Source organism: Micrococcus sp. M4NT (assembly GCF_033790745.1).
Classification (GTDB): Bacteria; Actinomycetota; Actinomycetes; order Actinomycetales; family Micrococcaceae; genus Micrococcus.
Map to the genome: position 1 here is coordinate 1 of NZ_JAMYEH010000010.1, position 18,755 is coordinate 18,755.

The 18,755-nt window shown below is 72.3% G+C and carries 19 protein-coding genes; 7 read left to right on the forward strand and 12 right to left on the reverse strand.

Annotated elements, in window-relative coordinates; genetic code table 11:
- The first annotated feature begins 136 nt into the window (after window positions 1-136).
- Window positions 137-700, forward strand: coding sequence for a DinB family protein (locus NJC10_RS08150; RefSeq protein WP_319075821.1), 564 nt, complete (start codon window positions 137-139; stop codon window positions 698-700).
- A gap of 40 nt (window positions 701-740) precedes the next feature.
- Here the strand turns inward: NJC10_RS08150 and NJC10_RS08155 are convergent, their stop codons facing one another.
- From NJC10_RS08155 to NJC10_RS08180, 6 genes are all read right to left on the reverse strand, one after another.
- Complete coding sequence (locus NJC10_RS08155) at window positions 741-2,324, reverse strand: long-chain fatty acid--CoA ligase (protein ID WP_319075823.1); 1,584 nt, start codon at window positions 2,322-2,324, stop codon at window positions 741-743.
- 39 nt (window positions 2,325-2,363) lie between these two features.
- Window positions 2,364-3,545 carry an acyl-CoA dehydrogenase family protein gene (locus tag NJC10_RS08160; RefSeq protein ID WP_319075825.1) on the reverse strand — a complete coding sequence of 394 codons (1,182 nt, stop codon included), beginning with the start codon at window positions 3,543-3,545 and terminating at the stop codon, window positions 2,364-2,366.
- An 80-nt stretch (window positions 3,546-3,625) separates the two neighbouring features.
- The gene (locus tag NJC10_RS08165; RefSeq protein ID WP_319075828.1) at window positions 3,626-4,525 is read right to left on the reverse strand and encodes a CoA transferase; all 900 of its coding nucleotides are present in this window, start codon (window positions 4,523-4,525) and stop codon (window positions 3,626-3,628) included.
- On the reverse strand, window positions 4,522-6,750 hold the full coding sequence (locus tag NJC10_RS08170; RefSeq protein ID WP_319075830.1) for a 3-hydroxyacyl-CoA dehydrogenase NAD-binding domain-containing protein: 2,229 nt from the start codon (window positions 6,748-6,750) through the stop codon (window positions 4,522-4,524). The genes NJC10_RS08165 and NJC10_RS08170 overlap by 4 nt, the downstream gene beginning before the upstream one ends.
- A gap of 49 nt (window positions 6,751-6,799) precedes the next feature.
- Window positions 6,800-8,014 carry an acetyl-CoA C-acetyltransferase gene (locus tag NJC10_RS08175; RefSeq protein WP_248117288.1) on the reverse strand — a complete coding sequence of 405 codons (1,215 nt, stop codon included), beginning with the start codon at window positions 8,012-8,014 and terminating at the stop codon, window positions 6,800-6,802.
- Window positions 8,015-8,107: 93 nt separating this feature from the next.
- Window positions 8,108-9,811 (reverse strand): long-chain-fatty-acid--CoA ligase, encoded by a 1,704-nt coding sequence (locus NJC10_RS08180; RefSeq protein WP_319075832.1) that lies wholly within the window; start codon window positions 9,809-9,811, stop codon window positions 8,108-8,110.
- 111 nt (window positions 9,812-9,922) lie between these two features.
- On the opposite strand from NJC10_RS08180, the gene NJC10_RS08185 reads away from it, so the two are divergent.
- Both NJC10_RS08185 and NJC10_RS08190 read left to right on the forward strand, forming a co-directional pair.
- Window positions 9,923-10,546 (forward strand): TetR/AcrR family transcriptional regulator, encoded by a 624-nt coding sequence (locus NJC10_RS08185; protein ID WP_319075833.1) that lies wholly within the window; start codon window positions 9,923-9,925, stop codon window positions 10,544-10,546.
- A gap of 76 nt (window positions 10,547-10,622) precedes the next feature.
- On the forward strand, window positions 10,623-11,078 hold the full coding sequence (locus NJC10_RS08190; RefSeq protein ID WP_319075834.1) for a luciferase family protein: 456 nt from the start codon (window positions 10,623-10,625) through the stop codon (window positions 11,076-11,078).
- Window positions 11,079-11,157: 79 nt separating this feature from the next.
- On the opposite strand, the gene NJC10_RS08195 is transcribed toward NJC10_RS08190, so the two are convergent.
- From NJC10_RS08195 to NJC10_RS08210, 4 genes are all read right to left on the reverse strand, one after another.
- Window positions 11,158-11,805, reverse strand: a complete 648-nt coding sequence (locus NJC10_RS08195) for a helix-turn-helix domain-containing protein (protein ID WP_319075837.1) — start codon at window positions 11,803-11,805, stop codon at window positions 11,158-11,160.
- On the reverse strand, window positions 11,789-12,172 hold the full coding sequence (locus NJC10_RS08200; RefSeq protein WP_248117282.1) for a hypothetical protein: 384 nt from the start codon (window positions 12,170-12,172) through the stop codon (window positions 11,789-11,791). Before NJC10_RS08200 ends, NJC10_RS08195 begins: the two co-directional genes overlap by 17 nt.
- Before the next feature lie 201 nt (window positions 12,173-12,373).
- Entirely contained in the window at window positions 12,374-13,009 is a 636-nt protein-coding gene (locus tag NJC10_RS08205) for an energy-coupling factor transporter transmembrane component T (protein ID WP_319075838.1), read from the reverse strand.
- Window positions 13,006-13,782, reverse strand: coding sequence for an ABC transporter ATP-binding protein (locus NJC10_RS08210; protein WP_319075839.1), 777 nt, complete (start codon window positions 13,780-13,782; stop codon window positions 13,006-13,008). Before NJC10_RS08210 ends, NJC10_RS08205 begins: the two co-directional genes overlap by 4 nt.
- 39 nt (window positions 13,783-13,821) lie before the next feature.
- Here NJC10_RS08210 and NJC10_RS08215 point away from each other — a divergent pair, with 39 nt between their 5' ends.
- Window positions 13,822-14,280: an acyl-CoA thioesterase gene (locus NJC10_RS08215; protein WP_248117279.1), complete on the forward strand. Its 459-nt coding sequence runs from the start codon at window positions 13,822-13,824 to the stop codon at window positions 14,278-14,280.
- Between the two features lie 44 nt (window positions 14,281-14,324).
- Here the strand turns inward: NJC10_RS08215 and NJC10_RS08220 are convergent, their stop codons facing one another.
- Window positions 14,325-14,966, reverse strand: coding sequence for a biotin transporter BioY (locus NJC10_RS08220; protein ID WP_319075841.1), 642 nt, complete (start codon window positions 14,964-14,966; stop codon window positions 14,325-14,327).
- A gap of 293 nt (window positions 14,967-15,259) precedes the next feature.
- Between NJC10_RS08220 and NJC10_RS08225 the strand changes: the two genes are divergently transcribed.
- Window positions 15,260-15,988: a formylglycine-generating enzyme family protein gene (locus NJC10_RS08225; RefSeq protein WP_413466418.1), complete on the forward strand. Its 729-nt coding sequence runs from the start codon at window positions 15,260-15,262 to the stop codon at window positions 15,986-15,988.
- 122 nt (window positions 15,989-16,110) lie between these two features.
- Window positions 16,111-16,827 (forward strand): chromosome condensation regulator, encoded by a 717-nt coding sequence (locus tag NJC10_RS08230; RefSeq protein WP_319075843.1) that lies wholly within the window; start codon window positions 16,111-16,113, stop codon window positions 16,825-16,827.
- A 273-nt stretch (window positions 16,828-17,100) separates the two neighbouring features.
- Here the strand turns inward: NJC10_RS08230 and NJC10_RS08235 are convergent, their stop codons facing one another.
- Window positions 17,101-17,652 carry a TetR/AcrR family transcriptional regulator gene (locus NJC10_RS08235; RefSeq protein ID WP_319075844.1) on the reverse strand — a complete coding sequence of 184 codons (552 nt, stop codon included), beginning with the start codon at window positions 17,650-17,652 and terminating at the stop codon, window positions 17,101-17,103.
- 38 nt (window positions 17,653-17,690) lie between these two features.
- Between NJC10_RS08235 and NJC10_RS08240 the strand changes: the two genes are divergently transcribed.
- A complete protein-coding gene (locus NJC10_RS08240; protein WP_319075846.1) occupies window positions 17,691-18,692 on the forward strand; it encodes an alpha/beta fold hydrolase in 1,002 nt (333 codons plus the stop codon).
- The last annotated feature ends 63 nt before the right edge of the window (window positions 18,693-18,755 follow it).

Here is an 18,755-nt window from a genome sequence, read left to right on the forward strand (position 1 = left end):
CCTGCCGGTCCGGGTCGGGAGCATCGGGGCGATCAACTCCCATTGGGCATCGGAGAGCATCTGGAAGCGGGACATGCCTTCCAGGGTGTCAGCTGGCCCCCTGGATCCATTCTCAGACACGCCCTAGGCTCGGCCCATGACCACCGTGTTCTACGACGACCAGGGCCGGCCCGAGCCGCCGCTGTCCGCGAGCGAGGTGCAGACCCTCCTCGGGTTCCTCGACTTCCAGCGGGCCACGCTGCAGTGGCGAACGAGCGGCCTCGACACGGGAGCGCTGCGCCGCCGGCTCGACGGCCATCCCTCCGAGATGACGCTCGGCGGGCTGCTCAAGCACCTGGCCTACGTGGAGTTCCACTGGTTCGAGGAGTGCGCCCTGGCCGAGCCGACCTCCGAGCCGTGGGTCTGCGTGGACTGGAGCGAGGACGAGGACTGGGACTGGCACAGCGCGGCCCAGGACACCTCGGAGGAGCTGCACGCCCTGTGGGAGCGCGCGGTGGACCGTTCGCGGCAGATCGTGGTCAGGCTGATGGCCGAGGCGGAGGACGACGACGACGCGGTCGCCGCCACCCACGACGCCTGGGGCGGCCGCGCCCAGGTCTCCCTGCGGTGGATCCTCACGCACATGATCGAGGAGTACGCGCGCCACAACGGCCACGCGGACCTGCTGCGCGAGCAGATCGACGGCCAGACCGGGGAGTAGCGGGCCCGACGCCCCGATGGCACCGCGGCGCCCTCCGGCGTCAGCCCCTCAGCTCGCGGCGCAGGATCTTGCCCGTGGCGTTCTTGGGCAGCCCGTCCATGATGGTCACCGTCCGGGGCTGCTTGTAGCGGGCCAGCCGCTCCGCGGCGAAGGCCTGCAGCTCGTCCTCCGTGACGGCGCTGCCCGGCGCCACGGACACGAAGGCCGCCACCTCCTCGCCGAGGCGCTCGTCGGTCACGCCCACCACGGCCGCCTCGACGACGTCCGGGTGCTCGTAAAGGACCTCCTCCACCTCGCGCGGGTAGACGTTCATGCCGCCGCGGATGACCACGTCCTTCAGCCGGTCCACGATCAGCACGTACCCGGCCTCGTCCCGGCGGGCGAGGTCGCCGGTGCGGAACCAGCCCTCGTCGTCGAACGCCGCCGCCGAGTCCTCCGGCCGGCCCCAATAGCCCGCCATGACGCCCTCGCCGCGGATGCGCAGCTCGCCGGCGGTCTCGAGGTCCTCCTCGGGCACCACGGTCCCGTCCACGGTGACGATCCGGGCCTCGAAGCCGTCCACGGGCCGGCCCACGGTGCCCGGGCGGATCGGGGCGTCCACGGGGTTGAAGAAGCACGCACCCGCGTTCTCGGACAGCCCGTAGCCCTCCAACACGGGAACGCCGTACAGCTTCTCCGCCGCGCGCAGGGTCTCCACGGGCATGCTCGCCCCGCCGGAGAGGGGCAGGCGCAGGCGGGAGAAGTCCGCGGGCTCGGCCCCGGCCTCGCGGCGGGCCCGGGCGACGGCGAGGAACGCGCCGTGCATGGTGGGCACGCCGGGCAGGAACGTCACACCGTGGTCCTGCAGCTGCTGGAAGGCCCCGTCCGGAACGAAGCGCGGCAGGAGGGACAGGGCGGCGCCGGCGAACACCGCGCCGTTGAGCACCACCGAGAGCCCGAACACGTGGAACATCGGCAGCGCCGCGAACACGACGTCGTCCGGGCCGAGCCGGCCCAGGCCGGTCGCCGTCGCCATGGCGTTGGAACGCAGGTTCGTGTGCGTCAGCCGCGCGCCCTTGGGCCGTCCCGTGGTGCCGGACGTGTAGAGCAGCACGGCGTCGTCGTCCGGGTCCCGCGGGGTGATCTCCGCGACCGGGGCGATCCCCTCCGCCGCGCACTGCTGCGCCACCGCCTGCAGGTCCGCGGTGACCGCCTCCACCTCGACGGCGGGGTCCCCGGTCACCTCGTCCACGGCCGGCAGCCCGGGCATGGTCCAGAGCAGGCGGGCCCCGGAGTCCTCGAGGAAGTACCGCAGCTCCCGGGCGGTGAACAGCGGATTCAGGGGCACCATCACGGCACCCAGGCGCATGAGCGCCTCGTAGACCGCCACGAAGGCCGGGGCATTGGGCAGCATCACGGCCACCCGGTCCCCCGGGCCCACCCCGCGGTGGCGCAGCCAGCCGGCCGTCGCGGCCGTGACCTGATCCAGTTCGCGGTAGGTCATGCTGGCCTCGCCGATCCGCAGGGCAACGGTGTCCGGCTGGCGGGCCACCGTGGCGGCGAGCAGCTCGGCGACGTGGCCGCGCCGCTCGGTGGGCCGGCCGTGGGTGGTCGCGGAGGTGTGGGGGGTCTCGGAGGTGGTCACGGTGGCTCCTGATCTGGTGGGGCGGTCGTCGGAGGGGGGTCAGAGGAAGGCGGAGTGGCCGGTGAGGCCGCGGCCCACGATCAGCGAGTTCACCTCGTAGGTGCCCTCGTACGTGAAGATCGCCTCGACGTCGCAGAAGAAGCGTCCGAGCCCGACGTCGGCGAGGATGCCGTTGCCGCCCATCATCTGCCGGCCCAGCGCGGCCGACTCGCGGCACATCTGGGAGGTCTTCAGCTTCACCAGGGAGGCCTGCGTCATGGACACCGCGCCCTCGGCCTCGAGCTGGACGGCGCGGTGGGCCATGCCGAGCGTGGCGGCCAGGTTGCCGGCGATCTGCACGAGCAGGGACTGCACGAGCTGGTGGGCGGCGATCGGACGGCCGAACTGCGTGCGCTCCAGGGCGTAGTTCCGGGCGATGTCCAGGACGGCCTGCTGCGCGCCCACGGCCTGCCAGCCCAGCCCGTTGCGGGAGCCGAGCAGGATCACGTTGGTGTCCGCGAACGAGTTCGCCTTCTCCAGCTTGTTCTCCGCCGGGATCCGCACGTCCGTGAAGGTGATGTCCGCGTTCTGCACGATCTTCACGGCGGTCTTGTGCTCGATCTTGGTGGCCTCGTAGCCGGGGGTGTCGGTCTCCACGATGAAGCCCTTGACCTGGTCGTCCGCCTCGTCGCGGGCCCACACGATCGCGATCCGGGACATGGTGCCGTTGCCGATCCAGCGCTTGGCCCCGTTGATCACCCACTCGTCGCCCTCGCGGCGGGCGGTGGTCGCCATGCCGCCGGCGACGTCGGAGCCGTGCTCCGGCTCGGTCAGCCCGAAGCAGCCGGTGTACTCCATGGCGTAGAGCCCCGGGAGCCACTTCTGCTTCTGCTCCTCGGAGCCCAGGTGCTCCAGGGTCGCGCCCACGAGGTCGTTGTGCAGGGCGAAGTAGACGCTGAGGGAGATGTCCGCGCGGGACAGCTCGGCCATCAGGCAGCCGCGGAACAGCGGGTCGGTGGTCATGCCGTTCAGGTGGTTGAAGCCGAGCTCGCCCACCTGGCGGGCGATCTCGTGCGGGAACTCGTCCCGGCTCCAGGCCTCCGCCACGTGTGGGGTGACGATCTCGGCCAGGGCGGCGCGGATCTCCGTGAGCTTCTCCTGCTGCTCGGGCGTCAGGAGGCGGTGGTACTCGAGGACGTCGACGTCGATCAGCGGACGGCTCCGGGTGTCAGCGGCGGTCATGGGGGTTCTCCTCGGGATCAGGGGGCGTCTGCGTCAGGGGGCGCAGCGCCGGGGTGGGCGCGGGGTGTCGGATGAGCGGCTCAGGCGGTCGCCGCGGCGAGGGCGGTCAGCGGGAGGCCCCGCTCCTCGCCCCAGGCCTGCCAGTGGGCGGCGTCGTGCTCCAGGAGGGCGCCCGCGAGCTGAGCGCGGACGTCCCCGTCCGGGTCCAGCCCGAGGCCCTCGAGGAGCGCGGCCGCGAAGTGCGGCTCGAGCGCGCCGACGGCCACATGGCCGTCGGCGGCCGGGTACACGCCGTAGTGGGGCGAGGCCCCGCCCAGGGGGCTGCGGCGGTCCGTCATGCGGTGACGGTTCGGCAGGGCCAGGGCGTGGGCGGCGTCGGCCAGTGCCACGACGGCGTGCCCGCCCGCCCCGTCCGCGCCGCGAGCCCACAGGAGGGCCAGGGCCGCGGAGACGGCGCGCTCGGCCCCGTGCAGGTCCGCCGCCAGGATCCGAGGCGGCGGCCCCGGCTCCAGCAGGCCCGCCTCGGCCTGGTAGTTGATGTCATGACCGGGGACGTCCGTCCGGTCCCCGGCGAAGCCCGTGACGTCCACCTGGCAGATCCGCGGGTGACGGGCGCGGACGGCGTCGGCGTCCAGGCCGAGGCGGCGCAGGGCCCCCGAGCGGTGGGACGTGAGGAACACGTCCGCCGCGGCGAGGATCCCCTCCATCTCGGCGGCCCCGTCCGGGGACTTCATGTCCACGGTGCGCACCTGCTGGCCGCGATGCAGCTCCGCGTAGAGGGCGGGCACCAGCGTGGCCACGGGGTCCCCGCCGGGCGGGAGCACGGTGACGACGTCGGCGCCCAGCTCCTGCAGGCGGGCCGCTGCGACGGGCCCGGGCAGGTTCAGCGCGATCGTCACCACCCGCACGCCGGCCAGGGGGCCGGAGGCGACGGCGGCGCCCCCGGCGGCGGTCTGCGAGACGGTGTCCTGCGCGCTCACACGAGGCCCTTCCCCGAGGCGGCGCGCTCGCGCAGCCACTCGGACGGGCGGAAGCGCTCGCCGTAGGCCTCTGCGAGCTCGTCCGCGCGCGCCACGAAGTCCGCCAGCCCGTTCTCACGGTTGGTCATGAACGTGGCCGGGCCGCCGGTGTGCGGCGGGTAGCCGATGCCCAGGACGCCGCCGATGTTCGCGGACGCGGTGTCGGTCAGGACGCCGTCCTCGAAGCAGCCGGCCGTCTCGATCGCCATGCGGTAGAGGAAGCGGTCCTGGAGATCCTGCTCCGGCACGTCCACGTCCGAGGTGAAGTGCTCACGCAGACCGGGCCACAGGTGCTTGGAGCCCTCGGCCGGGTACTCGTAGAAACCTGCCCCGCGGGCACGGCCCGGGCGCTCGAACTCCTCCACCATGCGGTCCACGATCTGCTCGCCCGGCTGCACGACGCGCTCGGTGCCGGCGGCCGCGGCGGCCTTCTCCTCCTCTCGGCGCACGTGCTGCGTGAGGGTCAGCGAGACCTCGTCCAGCATGGCCAGCGGCGCACCCGGGAAGCCGGCCTGGCGCGCGGCGCGCTCGACGCGCTGCGGGTCCACGCCCTCCTCCACCATGGCGGCGGCCTCCAGCACGAGGGTGCCGAACACGCGGGAGGTGTAGAAGCCGCGGCCGTCGTTCACGAGGATCGGGACCTTGCGGATCTGCTGGACCAGGTCGTAGGCGCGCTCCACGGCCTCCTGGGAGGTCTGCTCGCCACGGATGATCTCCACGAGCTGCATGCGGTCCACGGGGGAGAAGAAGTGCAGGCCGATGACGTCGGCGGCGCGCTCCCGCGGCTCCTGCAGCAGCGTGATCGGGAGGGTGGAGGTGTTGCTGCACAGCAGCGTGTCCTTCCCCACCACCTTCTCGACCTCCGCGAACACGCCCGTCTTGAGCTCGAAGTCCTCGAAGACGGCCTCGATGACGGCGTCCACGCCGGCGAGGTCCGCGTAGTCCTCCGTGGTGCGGATGCGGCCCAGCACCTCGTCCGCGGCGGCCTGGTCCATCCGGCCCTTGGCCACGGCCTTGCCCAGCAGGTCCGCGCAGTGGGACTTGCCGCGCTCGGCGTTCTCCACCGAGACGTCCTTGAGGACCACCTCGATGCCGTTGACGGCGAGGGCGTGGGCGATCCCGGCGCCCATCATGCCCGCGCCGAGCACGGCCACGGAGCCGACGGTGTGGCGCTCCGTGGCGCGCTCGCCGAGGGCCGCGCCGGAGCGGATGTCGCCCATGTCTGTGTGGAACGCCTGCACCATCGCCGTGGAGACCCGGCCGGTCACGAGGCTCACGAAGTAGCGGGTCTCGATCCGCAGGGCGGTGTCGAAGTCCACCTGCGCGCCCTCGACGGCCGCGGCGAGGATCGCCTTCGGCGCCGGCAGGTCCGCGCCGTGCAGCGTCTTGTGCAGCGTGGCGGGGAACGCGGGCAGGCGGGAGGCCATCGCCGGCTGCTGCGGGGAGCCGCCGGGCAGGCGGAAGCCCTTCTGGTCCCACGGCTTGACGGCGTAGGAGGGGGCGCCGAGCGCCTCGTCGGTCTCTTCCGGGCCGCCCTCCTGGGCCTTCGCCGCCGCGGCCCCCTGCTCGAGGATCCAGCGCCGCGCCGCGGGCAGCAGCTCGTCCTGCGAGGAGACGAGCTCGTCGATGACGCCCTTCTCCTTCGCCTGCGCGGGGCGGTACTGGGTGCCCTGGAGCAGCCAGTCCATCAGGGCCTTCTCCAGGCCCAGCATCCGCACGAGGCGCGTGATGCCGCCGCCGCCGGGGAGCAGGCCGAGGGTGACCTCGGGCAGGCCCACCTTGATGCGGGCGTCGTCCACGGCCACGCGGCGGTGGCACGCGAGGGCGATCTCCAGGCCGCCGCCGAGGGCGGCGCCGTTGATGGCGGCGACCACGGGCCGGCCGAGCTTCTCGAGTCGGCGCAGGACGGACTTCACGTGCTCGGTCATCGCGAAGACGTCCGCGGCCTCGTCCGGGCCGGTGGGGCCCAGCTGGTCCAGGTTGCCGCCGGCGAAGAAGGTGCTCTTCGCGCTGGTGAGGATGACGCCGGCGATCGACTCGCGCTCCTGCTCGAGCCGCTCCACGGTGGCCTCCATGGAGTCCCGCCAGAGGTCGTTCATGGTGTTGACCTTGGCGTTGGGGTCATCCATGGTCAGGGTGACGACGCCGTCGGCGTCCTGGTCCCAGGTGATCATGTTCTCAGTCATGGCTGCTGTGCTCTCTCTGCCGTCGGGCGGAAGTCGGGGTCGGAGGCGCTCAGACGCGCTCGACGATGGTGGCGACGCCCATGCCTGCGCCGATGCAGAGGGTGGCGATGCCGGTCTGCAGGTCGCGGCGCTCGAGCTCGTCCACCAGGGTGCCCAGGATCATGGCGCCGGTGGCGCCGAGCGGGTGGCCCATGGCGATCGCGCCGCCGTTGACGTTGGTCTGCTCCTCGCTCCAGCCCAGGTCCCGCATCAGCTGGAGGGGCACGGCCGCGAACGCCTCGTTGATCTCCACGAGGTCGATGTCGCCCGCGGTCATCCCGGCGACGTCGAGGGCCTTGCGGCAGGCCGGCGTCGGACCGGTGAGCATGATGGTGGGCTCGGAGCCGACGACGGCGGCCGAGACGATGCGGGCGCGCGGCGTCAGGCCGGCACGGCGGCCCGACTCCTCGCTGCCCACGAGGGTCAGCGCGGCGCCGTCCACGATGCCGGAGGCGTTGCCCGGGTGGTGGACGTGGTGGATCTGGTCCACGTCCGTGTAGCGGTCGAGCGCGACGGCGTCGAAGCCGGCCTGCTCCCCCATCGCGGCGAAGGAGGGCTTCAGCCCGGCCAGGATCTCGAGCGAGGAGTTCGGTCGGATGGTCTCGTCCCGGTCCAGGACGGTCAGCCCGTTGATGTCCTTCACGGGGATGACGGACTTGTCGAAGCGGCCCTCGGCCCACGCCTGGGCGGCGCGGTGGTGGCTCTGGACGGCGAAGCGGTCCAGGTCCTCCCGGGTGAAGCCCTGGCGGGTGGCGATGAGGTCCGCCGAGATGCCCTGCGGCACGAAGTGCAGCGCCAGCGCGGTGGCCGGGTCCGTGGCCCACGCGCCGCCGTCGGAGCCCATGGGGACGCGGGACATGGACTCCACGCCGCCGGCGATCAGCATCTCCTCCCAGCCGGAGCGGATGCGGGCCGCCGCCTGGTTGACGGCCTCGAGGCCGGAGCCGCAGAAGCGGTTGAGCTGCACGCCGGCCACGTTCTCCGGCATGCCGGCCTTGAGGGCGGCCACGCGGGCGATGTCCGCGCCCTGGTCCCCCACCGGGCTGACGACGCCGAGCACGACGTCCTCGACGGTGGCGGGGTCCCACTCGGGGTGGCGCTCGCGGAGCGCGTCGAAGAGGCCGCCCAGGAGGTCGATCGGCTTGACCTCGTGGAGGGAGCCGGTGGGCTTGCCGAGTCCGCGGGGGGTGCGGACGGCGTCGAAGAGGTAGGCGTCCCGGGTCACGGGGATCTCCTTCGGTGTGGGGGGTCAGTGGGTTCGGATGTTCGGGGGGCTGCGGGTCTGGGGCGGTCTCGGCGGGGCCGGCGGGGCCGCGCGTCAGCCCTGCGGCGCGGACGGGCCGTCGCCCTCGGCGAGCGCGTCGGCGTAGGCCTGCCGGAGGCGCTTCTTGTCCAGCTTGCCCACGGAGGTGCGGTCCAGCTCGTCCACGAAGAGGACGCGGTCGGGCACCTGCCAGGAGGCGAAGCGGGCGCGGAGGGCGTCCTTGACCTGCTCCTCGGTGACGTCGGCGCCGGGGGCGCGCACCGCGAGGGCGAGGGGGCGCTCCTGCCACTTGGGATGGGGGACGCCGACGACGGCGGCCTCGGACACGCCGGGGACCGTGAGCATGTGGTTCTCCAGGTCGATGGTGGAGATCCACTCGCCGCCGGACTTGATGACGTCCTTCATCCGGTCGGAGACCTTCAGGTAGCCGTCCTCGGAGAGGTAGCCGACATCGCCGGAGCGCCAGTAGCCCTCGTCGTCGAAGCCCTTCTCCGTGGCCTCGGGATCGTCCCCGTAGGAGCTGGTGACCCACGGGCCGCGGACCCGGATCTCACCGACGTTCTGCTCGCCGGGCGGCAGCGGCTGGCCCAGGGGGTCCACGATCTTGACGTCGACGCCGGTGACGACGAGGCCCTGGTACCGCTTCAGGTCCCACTGCTCGTCCTCGGTCAGACCCGCCTTGAGGGCCGGGCGCAGGCGGTTCACCGACACGATGGGCGAGGTCTCCGTGGCCCCGTAGGCGTGGATGATCTCGGCCCCCATGAGGCGGTCGAAGCCCTGCATCAGGGCCACGGGGGGCTCCGAGGCGCCGCAGAGGAACCGGAGGCCGGGCAGGTGCGGCGTCTGCGCCATCTGCTCGAGGTGATGGAGCATCGGCAGCAGGATGGCCGGAGCGGCCGGAGCCAGGGTGACGCCGTGCTCCACCAGCGCGTCCGTCAGCAGGGGGGTGTCCTGCAGCGTGAAGCGGCCCGGCAGCACGATGCGGGCGCCGACCGCCACAGCCGCGTAGGGCAGGCCCCAGCACTGGGCGTGGAACATGGGGGTCAGGAGCATGACGGTGTCGTCCATGGTCATGCCGGTGCTCGCGGCCACCGCAAAGGAGTGCAGCCACGTGGACCGGTGCGAGTAGTACACGCCCTTGGGCCGACCGGTGGTCCCCGTGGTGTAGCACGCGCCGGAGGCGGACCGCTCGTCCATGTCCGGGGCGTCCTCGATCGGCTCGTGCCCGGCCACCAGGTCCTCGTACGAGACCGCGTCCGCCCGGCCGGCCCAGGCCTCAGGGAGATCGCCGTCCGAGGCCACGATCCACCGGGTGTCCTCCGGCAGGTGCGGGGCCAGCCCCTCGGCCAGCGGCAGGAGCGTGGCGTCCACGATCAGCGTGCGGGCGCCGCTGTGCCGGATGACGTAGGCCAGGTCCTGCGGGGCGAGGCGGAGGTTGAGCTGGACCATGGTGGCGCCCGTCAACGGCACGGCGAAGTAGCACTCGAAGTGCCGCAGGTCGTTCCAGAGGAGCAGGCCGACGCGGTCGCCCGGGCCGATGCCCTGCGCCGCGAGGCCGGCGGCCACGCGCTGCGTCCGGCCCCAGGAGGTCGCATAGTCTGTGACCTCCCACTCGCCGGCGAGGGTCCGGTGGACGATCTCCTGGTCCCGGTAGGTGCGGGCCGCGTCCCGGATGAGGCGCGTCGTCGTCAGCTGCTCGACGTCGCCCATGGTGGAGGCGGTTCCCATGACGGGTGAGGTGGCGGGAGTGGCGTTCATGGTGATCCTCACGATCCGTGGCGTGTGTGCTCGTCGTCACACGTTCTGGCATCAGTGAATCATTCATTGCACGATCGCACAACACCCTCCTCGATCCGCTAGCCTTGCGCGGTGACCACGGCCAGACCCCTCACCCGCGAGGACCTCTCCTCCGCCGCCCGCCTCCGCCTGAGCGCCCTCGAGCTGTACGCGGAGCGGGGCGAGCACGCGACGAGCGTCCGGGACGTCGGCAAGAACGCGGGCGTGGCGCCCGGGCTTGTCCGGCACCACTTCGGCAGCAAGGACGGCCTGACCCGCGCGGTGGACGACGACATCATCGACCTCGTCCGCGCGACCCTCGAGGCGGTCCCCCTGGAGGGCACGCCGCTCGAGATCTCCGCGGCCCGCGACGCGGCGTTCCAGGAGCTGCTCCGTGAACGCCCCCTCATCGGCGGCTACCTGGCGCAGGCCCTCACGGCGCCGCGCGCCTCGGGCGAGAGCCTCCTGGACCGGCTGGTGGACCTCTCCGTGGAGCAGACGCGCCAGCTGATCGACCGCGGCCTGGACCCTCGCCGCGGGCTGCGCGCCTCGGTGTTCACCACAGTGGTCCGGCAGGTCACGCTGTTCGTGGTGGTCCCCGCGGCCGAACGGGTGTGGGAACGGCTCGGCGGCACGCTGGAGGGGGCGTCCGCCGACGCCGCGATGCCGGCCGTGCGCGTCGTCGTCGACGCCGCCCGGGATCAGGACGCACGCTGAGGCGGGTGCCTCCCGCTGCGTGTGCGGAGCGGCCTCCGGGCTGAGGAGCGCCCGAGCGGCCGCGTAGCCTGACCGCATGATCAGCACCCCGCGGCCCGGCGTCCGCCCCACCACCTCCGACGACGGACCCCACCGCCAGCTCGACCAGCGGGCCTCGCCGGCACTGTGGGGTGAGCTGACGGCCCGCGTGTTCGCGCTCGACGGCGTGGTCGAGGGCCACAGCCAGGTCTCGCCGGCGTCGTCGCGCGGGGTGTTCCTCGCCGACATCGACGTGGAGCGGGCACCCGAGACGAACCTCGCCCCCGGCCGTCGCCTCGAGCCGGTGCACCTGCACGGCGTGGCCGACACCTCCGTGCACCTCGTGCTTCCGGCCGAGCGCGGAAGGCGGCTCGTGGAGCTCGGCTGGGCGGAGCCGCATCAGTACGCCGACCACGGCACGGAGTTCATGGTCTACGGGCCGCGGGACGAGGTGGAGCTGGCCGTCGTCGTCGGGATCGTGGAGGAGGCGCTGGCGTTCGCGCGGGGCGCCTGACCGGCTCACCCCGTTCCGCGCCCTCCCGGACGGCGGCGTCGATGCTCAGCGAGGTGCGCCTTCCTCTGCTGCCAGTGCATCACAGGGGCCACTGCTCGAGCTCGTCGGAGATCCGGACGCTCAGTCCGGACACGCGGCCCCTCGGACCGATGAGCACGTGCACCACGGGGTCCGTGTCCTCCCCGGACACCACACCGCGCACGACGACAGCCCGGCGCCGCCCCGCGCGGACCTCGCCGCCGGGTGCCGATGCGTCGTCCAGCGACCCGGCCGCACTCAGCAGCTCGCCCGCGAGGTCGTGCACGCCCGTGACCCGCGCGTCCCCCAGGGGGCCGGCGAGGTCCTCCACCTCGAGCATGACCCGGCGCAGCGCGGACTGCGGCAGGCCCGCGCGCGCGGTGCTGGTCATGTGCGCGTGGACGGCCGCGACGTCGCCGCGCAGCCACGCGGCCACGGCCCCCATCGCGGTGGCGCGGGCCTCGGCCCACGGGTCACCCGGGGAGGTGCGGCAGCCGCGGCCGGGGCCCGTGCCGACGTCGTCGTCGGCCAGGGCGGGCGCGGAGTGGAAGCGACGGTGGGCGGCCTGACGCGTGACGCCGAGCGCCTCGGCGACCTGCGTCCAGCTCCACCCGTCCGACCGCGCGGCCTGGACGGCGGCGTGCAGACGGCGCTCGGCGGCGGCCTGGTCACGCAGCGCTGCGGCGATCCGGTCATGCGGGTCGGACATCCTCCGATGATGCCCCATCGGCGCCGTCGCCCGGCACCGGGACGAGCGCACCGACGAGGCACGCCGCGATGATGCCGATGATCGCGGGCACCCCGCCGTCGAACAGGTCCAGCAGGAGGCTCACGGCGACCGCCGCCCCCGCCACGAGGAGCTGGACCGCCTTCGGGCCGTCCCACCGGGACTGCCAGCCGCCGAAGAGGGTGCCACCGTAGGGACTGCCGGACTGGAACAGGGGGGCACACCACGCGCCGACGAGGCAGACCAGCCCGGAGATCAGGCCCACGAGCCATGTGCTGGCGTCCGTCAGCACGGTGACGAGGAGGATCAGGAGGACGACGACCGCGGAGGAGATCAGGGACTTGCTCACGGATTCAGCGTCGGGCATGGGAACGCACGTGTCAATGCCGTGCTGACACATCGGGCCTGGCGCACCGAGCCCCTCCGCGCCAGACGCCTGACTCGCCGGACTCGCCTGACTCGCCGGACTCGCCGGACTCCTCCCAGAGTGGTCGCAACACGCCGTCTGCCGAAGTTCGACACGGCGTGTTGCGACCAGGCTGGCGCGCCCCTACTCCACCCCGCGGGCCGCGAGCGCATCCCCGACGTCGTCGGCGTGCTTGAGGGAGAGCACCAGCAGCGGCAGGATCCACGCCCACGGGGCCATCCTCACGCCGCGGCTGGCCTGCGCGTGGCGCACCTGCCCGGCCAATCCGCGCAAGTGACCGATCGAGCTGAGCACCAGGCCCATCGCCAGCCCCACGCGCTCCGGCCGGAACCCCGCCAGCGCGAGCTTCGGGCCGAGCCACGGAATGCGGCTCACGGGCCCCAGCGCGGCCTCGGCCACCCCCACCATGTCCGCGATCCGCGTGGTGCGGGTGAGGATCTGCGCCGTCAGCACCACGCCGAGCACGCGGGTCACCATGAGGGCGGCGGAGAGGAGGTCCCCGAAGATCCACTGCGCGGCGAAGAGGAACGCGTAGAAGATCCAGAGCCCGCGCAGATCGCGGCCGAGCATCCCCAGCCCGCGGCGCGCACCGAAGCCCACGGTGTAGGCCAGCCCGGCCCCGACGACGGCGGCGCCCGCCGTCCACACGGTCGGCGGCAGGAGCGTGAGCGCCAGGACCCACACCGCGAGCAGCGCGACCTTGAGGCCGGCCGGGCAGCGGTGCAGGGGCGAGTCGCCGGCGACGTAGAGCGAGATCACGCGCCGAACTCCGCGGCCACGGCCTCGTCGAGGAAGGCCTCGTACGCGCCGATCACGTCACCGGCCGGGCCGACCTCACGCACGCGGCCGTCGTGGATCCACACGGCCTCGTCGCACCGGCGGGCCAGCTCGAGATCATGGGTGACGAGCAGCAGCTGGAAGTCCCGTGCCGCGAGCAGGCGCTCGGCGATGATCCGCCGGTGCCGGCCGTCGAGCAGGGAGGTCGGCTCGTCCGCGATCACCAGCGACGGCGACGCCGCCATCACGGAGCACATCGCAAGCCGCTGCGCCTGGCCGCTCGAGAGCGCGAGGCAGGGCCGGTCCGCGATCTCGGCGAGCCGGTGCTCGGCCAGCGCCGCGTCCACGCGCGCGGTGACCTCGGCCCTGCCGAGGCGGGCGCCGTCGTCGTGCCGCAGGGACTTCACGGTGAGCTCCACGTCCTCGCGGACGGTGGGCATGATGGCCTGCGCGGCCGGATTGGCGAACACCATGCCCACGGTGCGCCGCAGCCCCTTCACGTCCCGGACGGCGTCCACGCCGTGCACGGTGACCTCTCCCGCCGCGACGTCGGCCAGGCCCGCGATCGCCCGGGCCAGCGTGGACTTGCCGGATCCGTTCTCCCCCACCACGGCGACGCGCGGGGCGCGGAGCGTGAGCGTCACGTCCTCGAGGAGCGTGACGACGCCGTCGGGCCCGTCCGCCTCGGCACGGACGCCGTCCAGGGCGAGGATGCGCTCCGGAGCGCCGGCCGAGTGCCGTGTCATCTGCCGCATGCTCTTCTCCTGACTCCTCCCACGCCCTAACGTGGGCGAATGGACACCACTGACGCCACCACCCCCTCCGCCGACCATGCCGCGCACTCCGACGACGTCACCTACCGCACCCGCAAGTGGGTCAAGCCTGAGGACCTGAACGCCAACGGGACGCTCTTCGGCGGATCGCTGCTGCGCTGGATCGACGAGGAGGCCGCGATCTACGCCATCATCCAGCTCGGCAACCCGCGCTCCGTGACGAAGCTGATCTCCGAGATCAACTTCCGCTCCTCCGCGGAGCAGGGCGACATGATCGAGATGGGCCTGCGCGCCGTGGAGTTCGGGCGCACCTCGCTGACCATGCGCGCCAAGGTCCGCAACATCATCACCGGCGAGGTGATCCTCACGATCGACAAGATCGTGTTCGTCTCTCTCGACGAGGAGGGCCGCCCCGAGCCGCACGGCTACACCGACATCACGCTCGACCGGGACCGGCTGCCGTACGGCATGAACCGCTGAGGCGGGGCCGCAGTCGCAGGGCGCCGGGCACGCCCGGCGCCCGCTCAGCGGAACGCGCGCGGGTAGGCCTTCCAGAGGCCGGCGGCGAGGAGCGCGGTCACGACGACCTTCACGAGGTCGCCGGGGACGAAGGCCGGGAGCATGGCGAACGCCGCGGCCGGCTCGGTGCCGGCGATGAGGATGAAGCCCAGCGCGCCGCAGGCGTAGAGCACCCCCATGGTGCCGATGAGGCTGGCGACGAACGCCGCGACACCCACGCGGCCGGTGCCGATGCCGCGGCGGGCGCGGCCGGTCATGGCCCAGAAGATCAGGCCGACGACGAACGCCGCGGGGATCCAGCCCCAGATGAATCCGGCCGTCGGGCCGACCATGACGCCGAGGCCGCCGCGGCCACCCGAGAGCAGGGGCAGGCCGAGCGCCACGAGCGCGTTGAAGAGGATCATGGCTGCCGCGCCGCGCCACGGGCCGAGGATCACGCCGGCCAGCATGACGGCGATGTTCTGGGCGATGATCGGCGCCGGGATGCCGGCCACCGGGATCGGCGGGACCATGCCGAGGACCGCCATGAGCGCGGCCAGCACGGCGATGCGGGCGAGGCCGCCGCCGGAGGAGCCGCGGGTGGGGCGGTCGACGGCGGGGCTGGTGCCCCGGGCGGTGTGCGCCGTGGACGAGACAGGGGTGGCCATGGGGCGGCTCCTCGAGGGTGGTGCGGGTGACGGGGGGCCGTGGGGCGCGTGAGACGCGTCCTGAACGGTGTTCAAGAGTGTAGCGGGCCGGGCCGGATCCTTGAGCTGCAGGTGTCGAGATGCAACGAAGATTTAACAAACTCGCCAATCTGATGTCGAGATGCAACGAAGATTTCAAAAACGCGCCAATTTGATTCATACGCCGAAGAACGCCCCAGATCTTGACAGCTCGGGCCGCGTGACTCCCTCTCGCCGCCCGACTTGCCGGGAAACCGATGTGCCACGCTGGCCCTATGCCCCAGCCCGCAATGACTCCCCTACCCTCGGGAAAAATCACCCTTCGCGACGCCCGCCGCGGAACCACACGGGACGTCGAGCTGGACCCCTTCGAGATCGCCGTCCACCCCCTCCACGACCCGGACACCGGGCAGCCGTCCGCGCCACTGACCTGGTTCGACGCCATCGCCCTCTGCAACGCGCTCTCCGCGGCCGAGAGCCTGCGGCCGGCCTACACGCGTGGCGCGGACGGGCGCACGGTCACCTGGGACCCCACCGCCGACGGCTACCGACTGCCCACCGAGGCTGAATGGGAGTACGCCTGCCGCGCCGGCGCCACCTCGCCCACCTACGGGCCGCTGATGGACATCGCCTGGACCAGCCTCGATCACCTTGCCGGCCCCCAGCCCGTCGGCCAGAAGAAGGCCAACCCCTGGGGCCTGCACGACACGCTCGGCAACGTCTGGGAATGGTGCTGGGACTACGCCGACCCCGCCCGATACGGGGACTACCGCACCCTGCGCGGCGGCGGCTGGGACGATCAGCCCTGGAGCGTGCGCGCCTCCGTCCGCCGCGGCAGCGCCCCCGACGCCGTCCTCGAGGACGTCGGCCTCCGTGTGGCCCGCGGCCCAGCCGGGACCTCCGGGGCGGCACAGGGATGGTCCCACGAGGCAGACCGGGAACGGGCCGCCATCCGCGGCCCGCTCCCGGTGGGCTGGACTCCCCTGCGAGAGATCGCCCGATGATCCTCCGGCGGGTCCCCCTCGTCGCCGGCCGGCGACACTCGCTGGCCGTCGTCAACGGCGGTCGCGTCCTGGCCGCAGGCCCACCGGGCGCAGACGAGTGCGCCGTCAGCACCTGGACCGACGTGGTCGCAGTCGCCGTCGGCAATGTCCACACGGCGCGGAACACGGGCCGTTCCCACTCGGTCGGGTTGCGTGCCGACGGTACGGTCCTCGCCGCGGGCTGGAACACGCACGGGCAGTGCGAGGTCACCGACTGGACTGAGATGGTCGGCATCGCCGCCGGCTGGCGCCGCACCCTGGGTGTACACGCCGGCGGCACCACGACGGCCATAGGCCGGAGGGACGAGGGGGCGTGCGATGTGGAGGGCTGGTCCGAAATCATCGCTGTCTCCGCCGGGGACTGGCACTCCGTGGGGCTCCGATCAGACGGGACCGTGGTGGCGGCGGGCCTGAACACGCGTGGCCAGAGCGACGTGGCCGGATGGACCGACATCGTGGGCATCGCGGCCGGCTACCTCCACACCCTGGGGGTCAGGAACGGCGGCACCGTGGTGGCCTGCGGATACGCCGCCGCTGGCCTTGCTGAGACCCGCAGCTGGCGAGACGTCACGGCCGTCTCTGCCGGCAGCCATCACGTGCTCGGGCTGACCGAGGACGGGCGCGTCCTCGCGGCCGGGGACGACAGCCACGGACAGTGCCGCACGCAGGCCTGGCGCGAGATCGTGGCCATCGCCGCGGGGTCACGCCATTCGCTCGGCCTCCGTAGCGACGGGCTCATTCTTACGGCGGGCTTCGACGGCGATGGGCAGTGCCGCTGGGCGGTGGCAGGCGAGTCATGATGCGAGCACATGTGAGGCGTACTGCTGCGGAGTTCGGTTTGAGGAGCGGGCCCGGGTTTCTAACCCCCTGGGCAAGGAACAGCGCGTGTCCCGTGCAGCCATCGCCGCATCTCGACACCCACCCCCCTGTGGCCCGCAGCACGATGGCCCCGTGACCGCTTGGAACGGCGAGCAAACTACAGGTCTTAGTCTGCCCAGCGGTCGGCGGGTCCGCGGTCGCCGCTACTCCACCAGGGACCCTCCCTGACCGCGCCGCCTCAGCCAACAAGCGCGTCATCCCAGACGATGCAGCGCCTCCTCGACAACGGCACGCCCGTCGCCCTCTTTAAGTGCGCCCAGGAACACGGCCTGCGCAACACCGTCGGACAACAGCACGAGTTCCCGAGCCGCCGAGTCCGGGTCTGCCACCTGGGGGCACTGAGCGGCAAGACAGGCGGCCACCGCGTCGACCAGGCCCTTCTTCGCCTCGGCGAGGAGGTCGGCGATCCAAGGGTCGGACACCCCCGCAGCCACATAGGAGTAGTAGACGGACATCCCGGCCCGAGACGACACCGCCGGCCCGAAGGTGTGCATCAGCAGGGACTTCAGCGTGGCCGGATCATCACTGGGTCCCAGTGCTTCAGGGTGGCGATCAGTCGCACCACGCAGCATCAGCTCCGCACTAGCTCGCACGAGCTCCGTCTTCACGGTGAAGTAGTGCTGGACCCGGCCGGGCGAGACACCGGCCGCCTTCGCCACGGAACGCACGCTGACAGCGGCAAGTCCCCCGGTGGCGATTACCTGCCAGACACCGGCCAGGATCTCTTCTCTTCTACCCTGATCCATGTTGACCATCCTACTGATACGAACGTATCGTCATCACCATGCAATACAAACGTATCGCTTCCTGGATGGGGCGCGTCATGAAGGTTTTGGTCCTCGTGGTCATCCTGGGACTCGCCGCCGGCAAGGTAGTGGATCTCTTCACCGCCGAACCTCGAGTCGGTCACTGGCGCACGGCAGAGGCCCGGTCCGCCTATGAGGCGGCCTATCGCGATGTCCTCGCCGGTCTGCCGGCACCTGACGTCACGCGCGAGGTGAAGACGGACTACGGCATCGTCCATGCCCTCGTGTGGAACGGCCCCGACGACGCCGGAGCACCAGTTCTATTGATGCCTGGCCGATCCAGCGGCGCACCGATGTGGGCTGAAAATCTGCCGTCGTGGATCGGGCAGCGCACTGTCATCGCACTCGATCCGATCGGGGATGCCGGCCTGAGTGCACAATCGATGCCCCTGGGAGAGCCCGCAGATCAGGGCACTTGGGTGTCCCAGGCCATCGACGGATTGGGCCTGAGGGCGGTCCACGTGGTCGGTCATAGCTTCGGTGGCGCCACCGCGACCGAGCTGGCCCTGGCCCACCCGGAGCAGGTCGCTTCCCTCACCCTGGTCGAGCCGATCATGGCCGCCAGTGGCATGCCGGCTTCGATTTACTTCTGGTCGACCATCGCAGCGCTCCCCACCCCGCAGTCCTGGCAGGACCGTGCGCTGGCGGAGATCGGGGGCACCACAACGGACGACGTCGCCGAACGCTCTCCGATGTCGATGATGATCAGCGAGGCAACGCAGGGGTATACGGCTGCGCTGCCCATGCCGCGCACCTTGACGGACGATCAGTGGCGCTCCTTGACGATGCCAGCGAGGCTCGACATCGGCGGCGATTCAGCACTCGCCGGCGGGCCGGGTGCCGCGGAACGCGTCGCCAGGCTTGTTCCACAATCCGAGGTCACCGTCTGGCCTGGGGGCACGCGTTCGCTGCCTATGGACGAGGCAAACGCGCTAGGACGAGAGCTGCTCGACTTCTGGGCCGCCAGTGAGGGGCGGTGAGCCGGAGTAGGGCCTCATGGGGATTTTTTACGTAGCGCCTTCGCGCCGCGGGCGGATACCCAC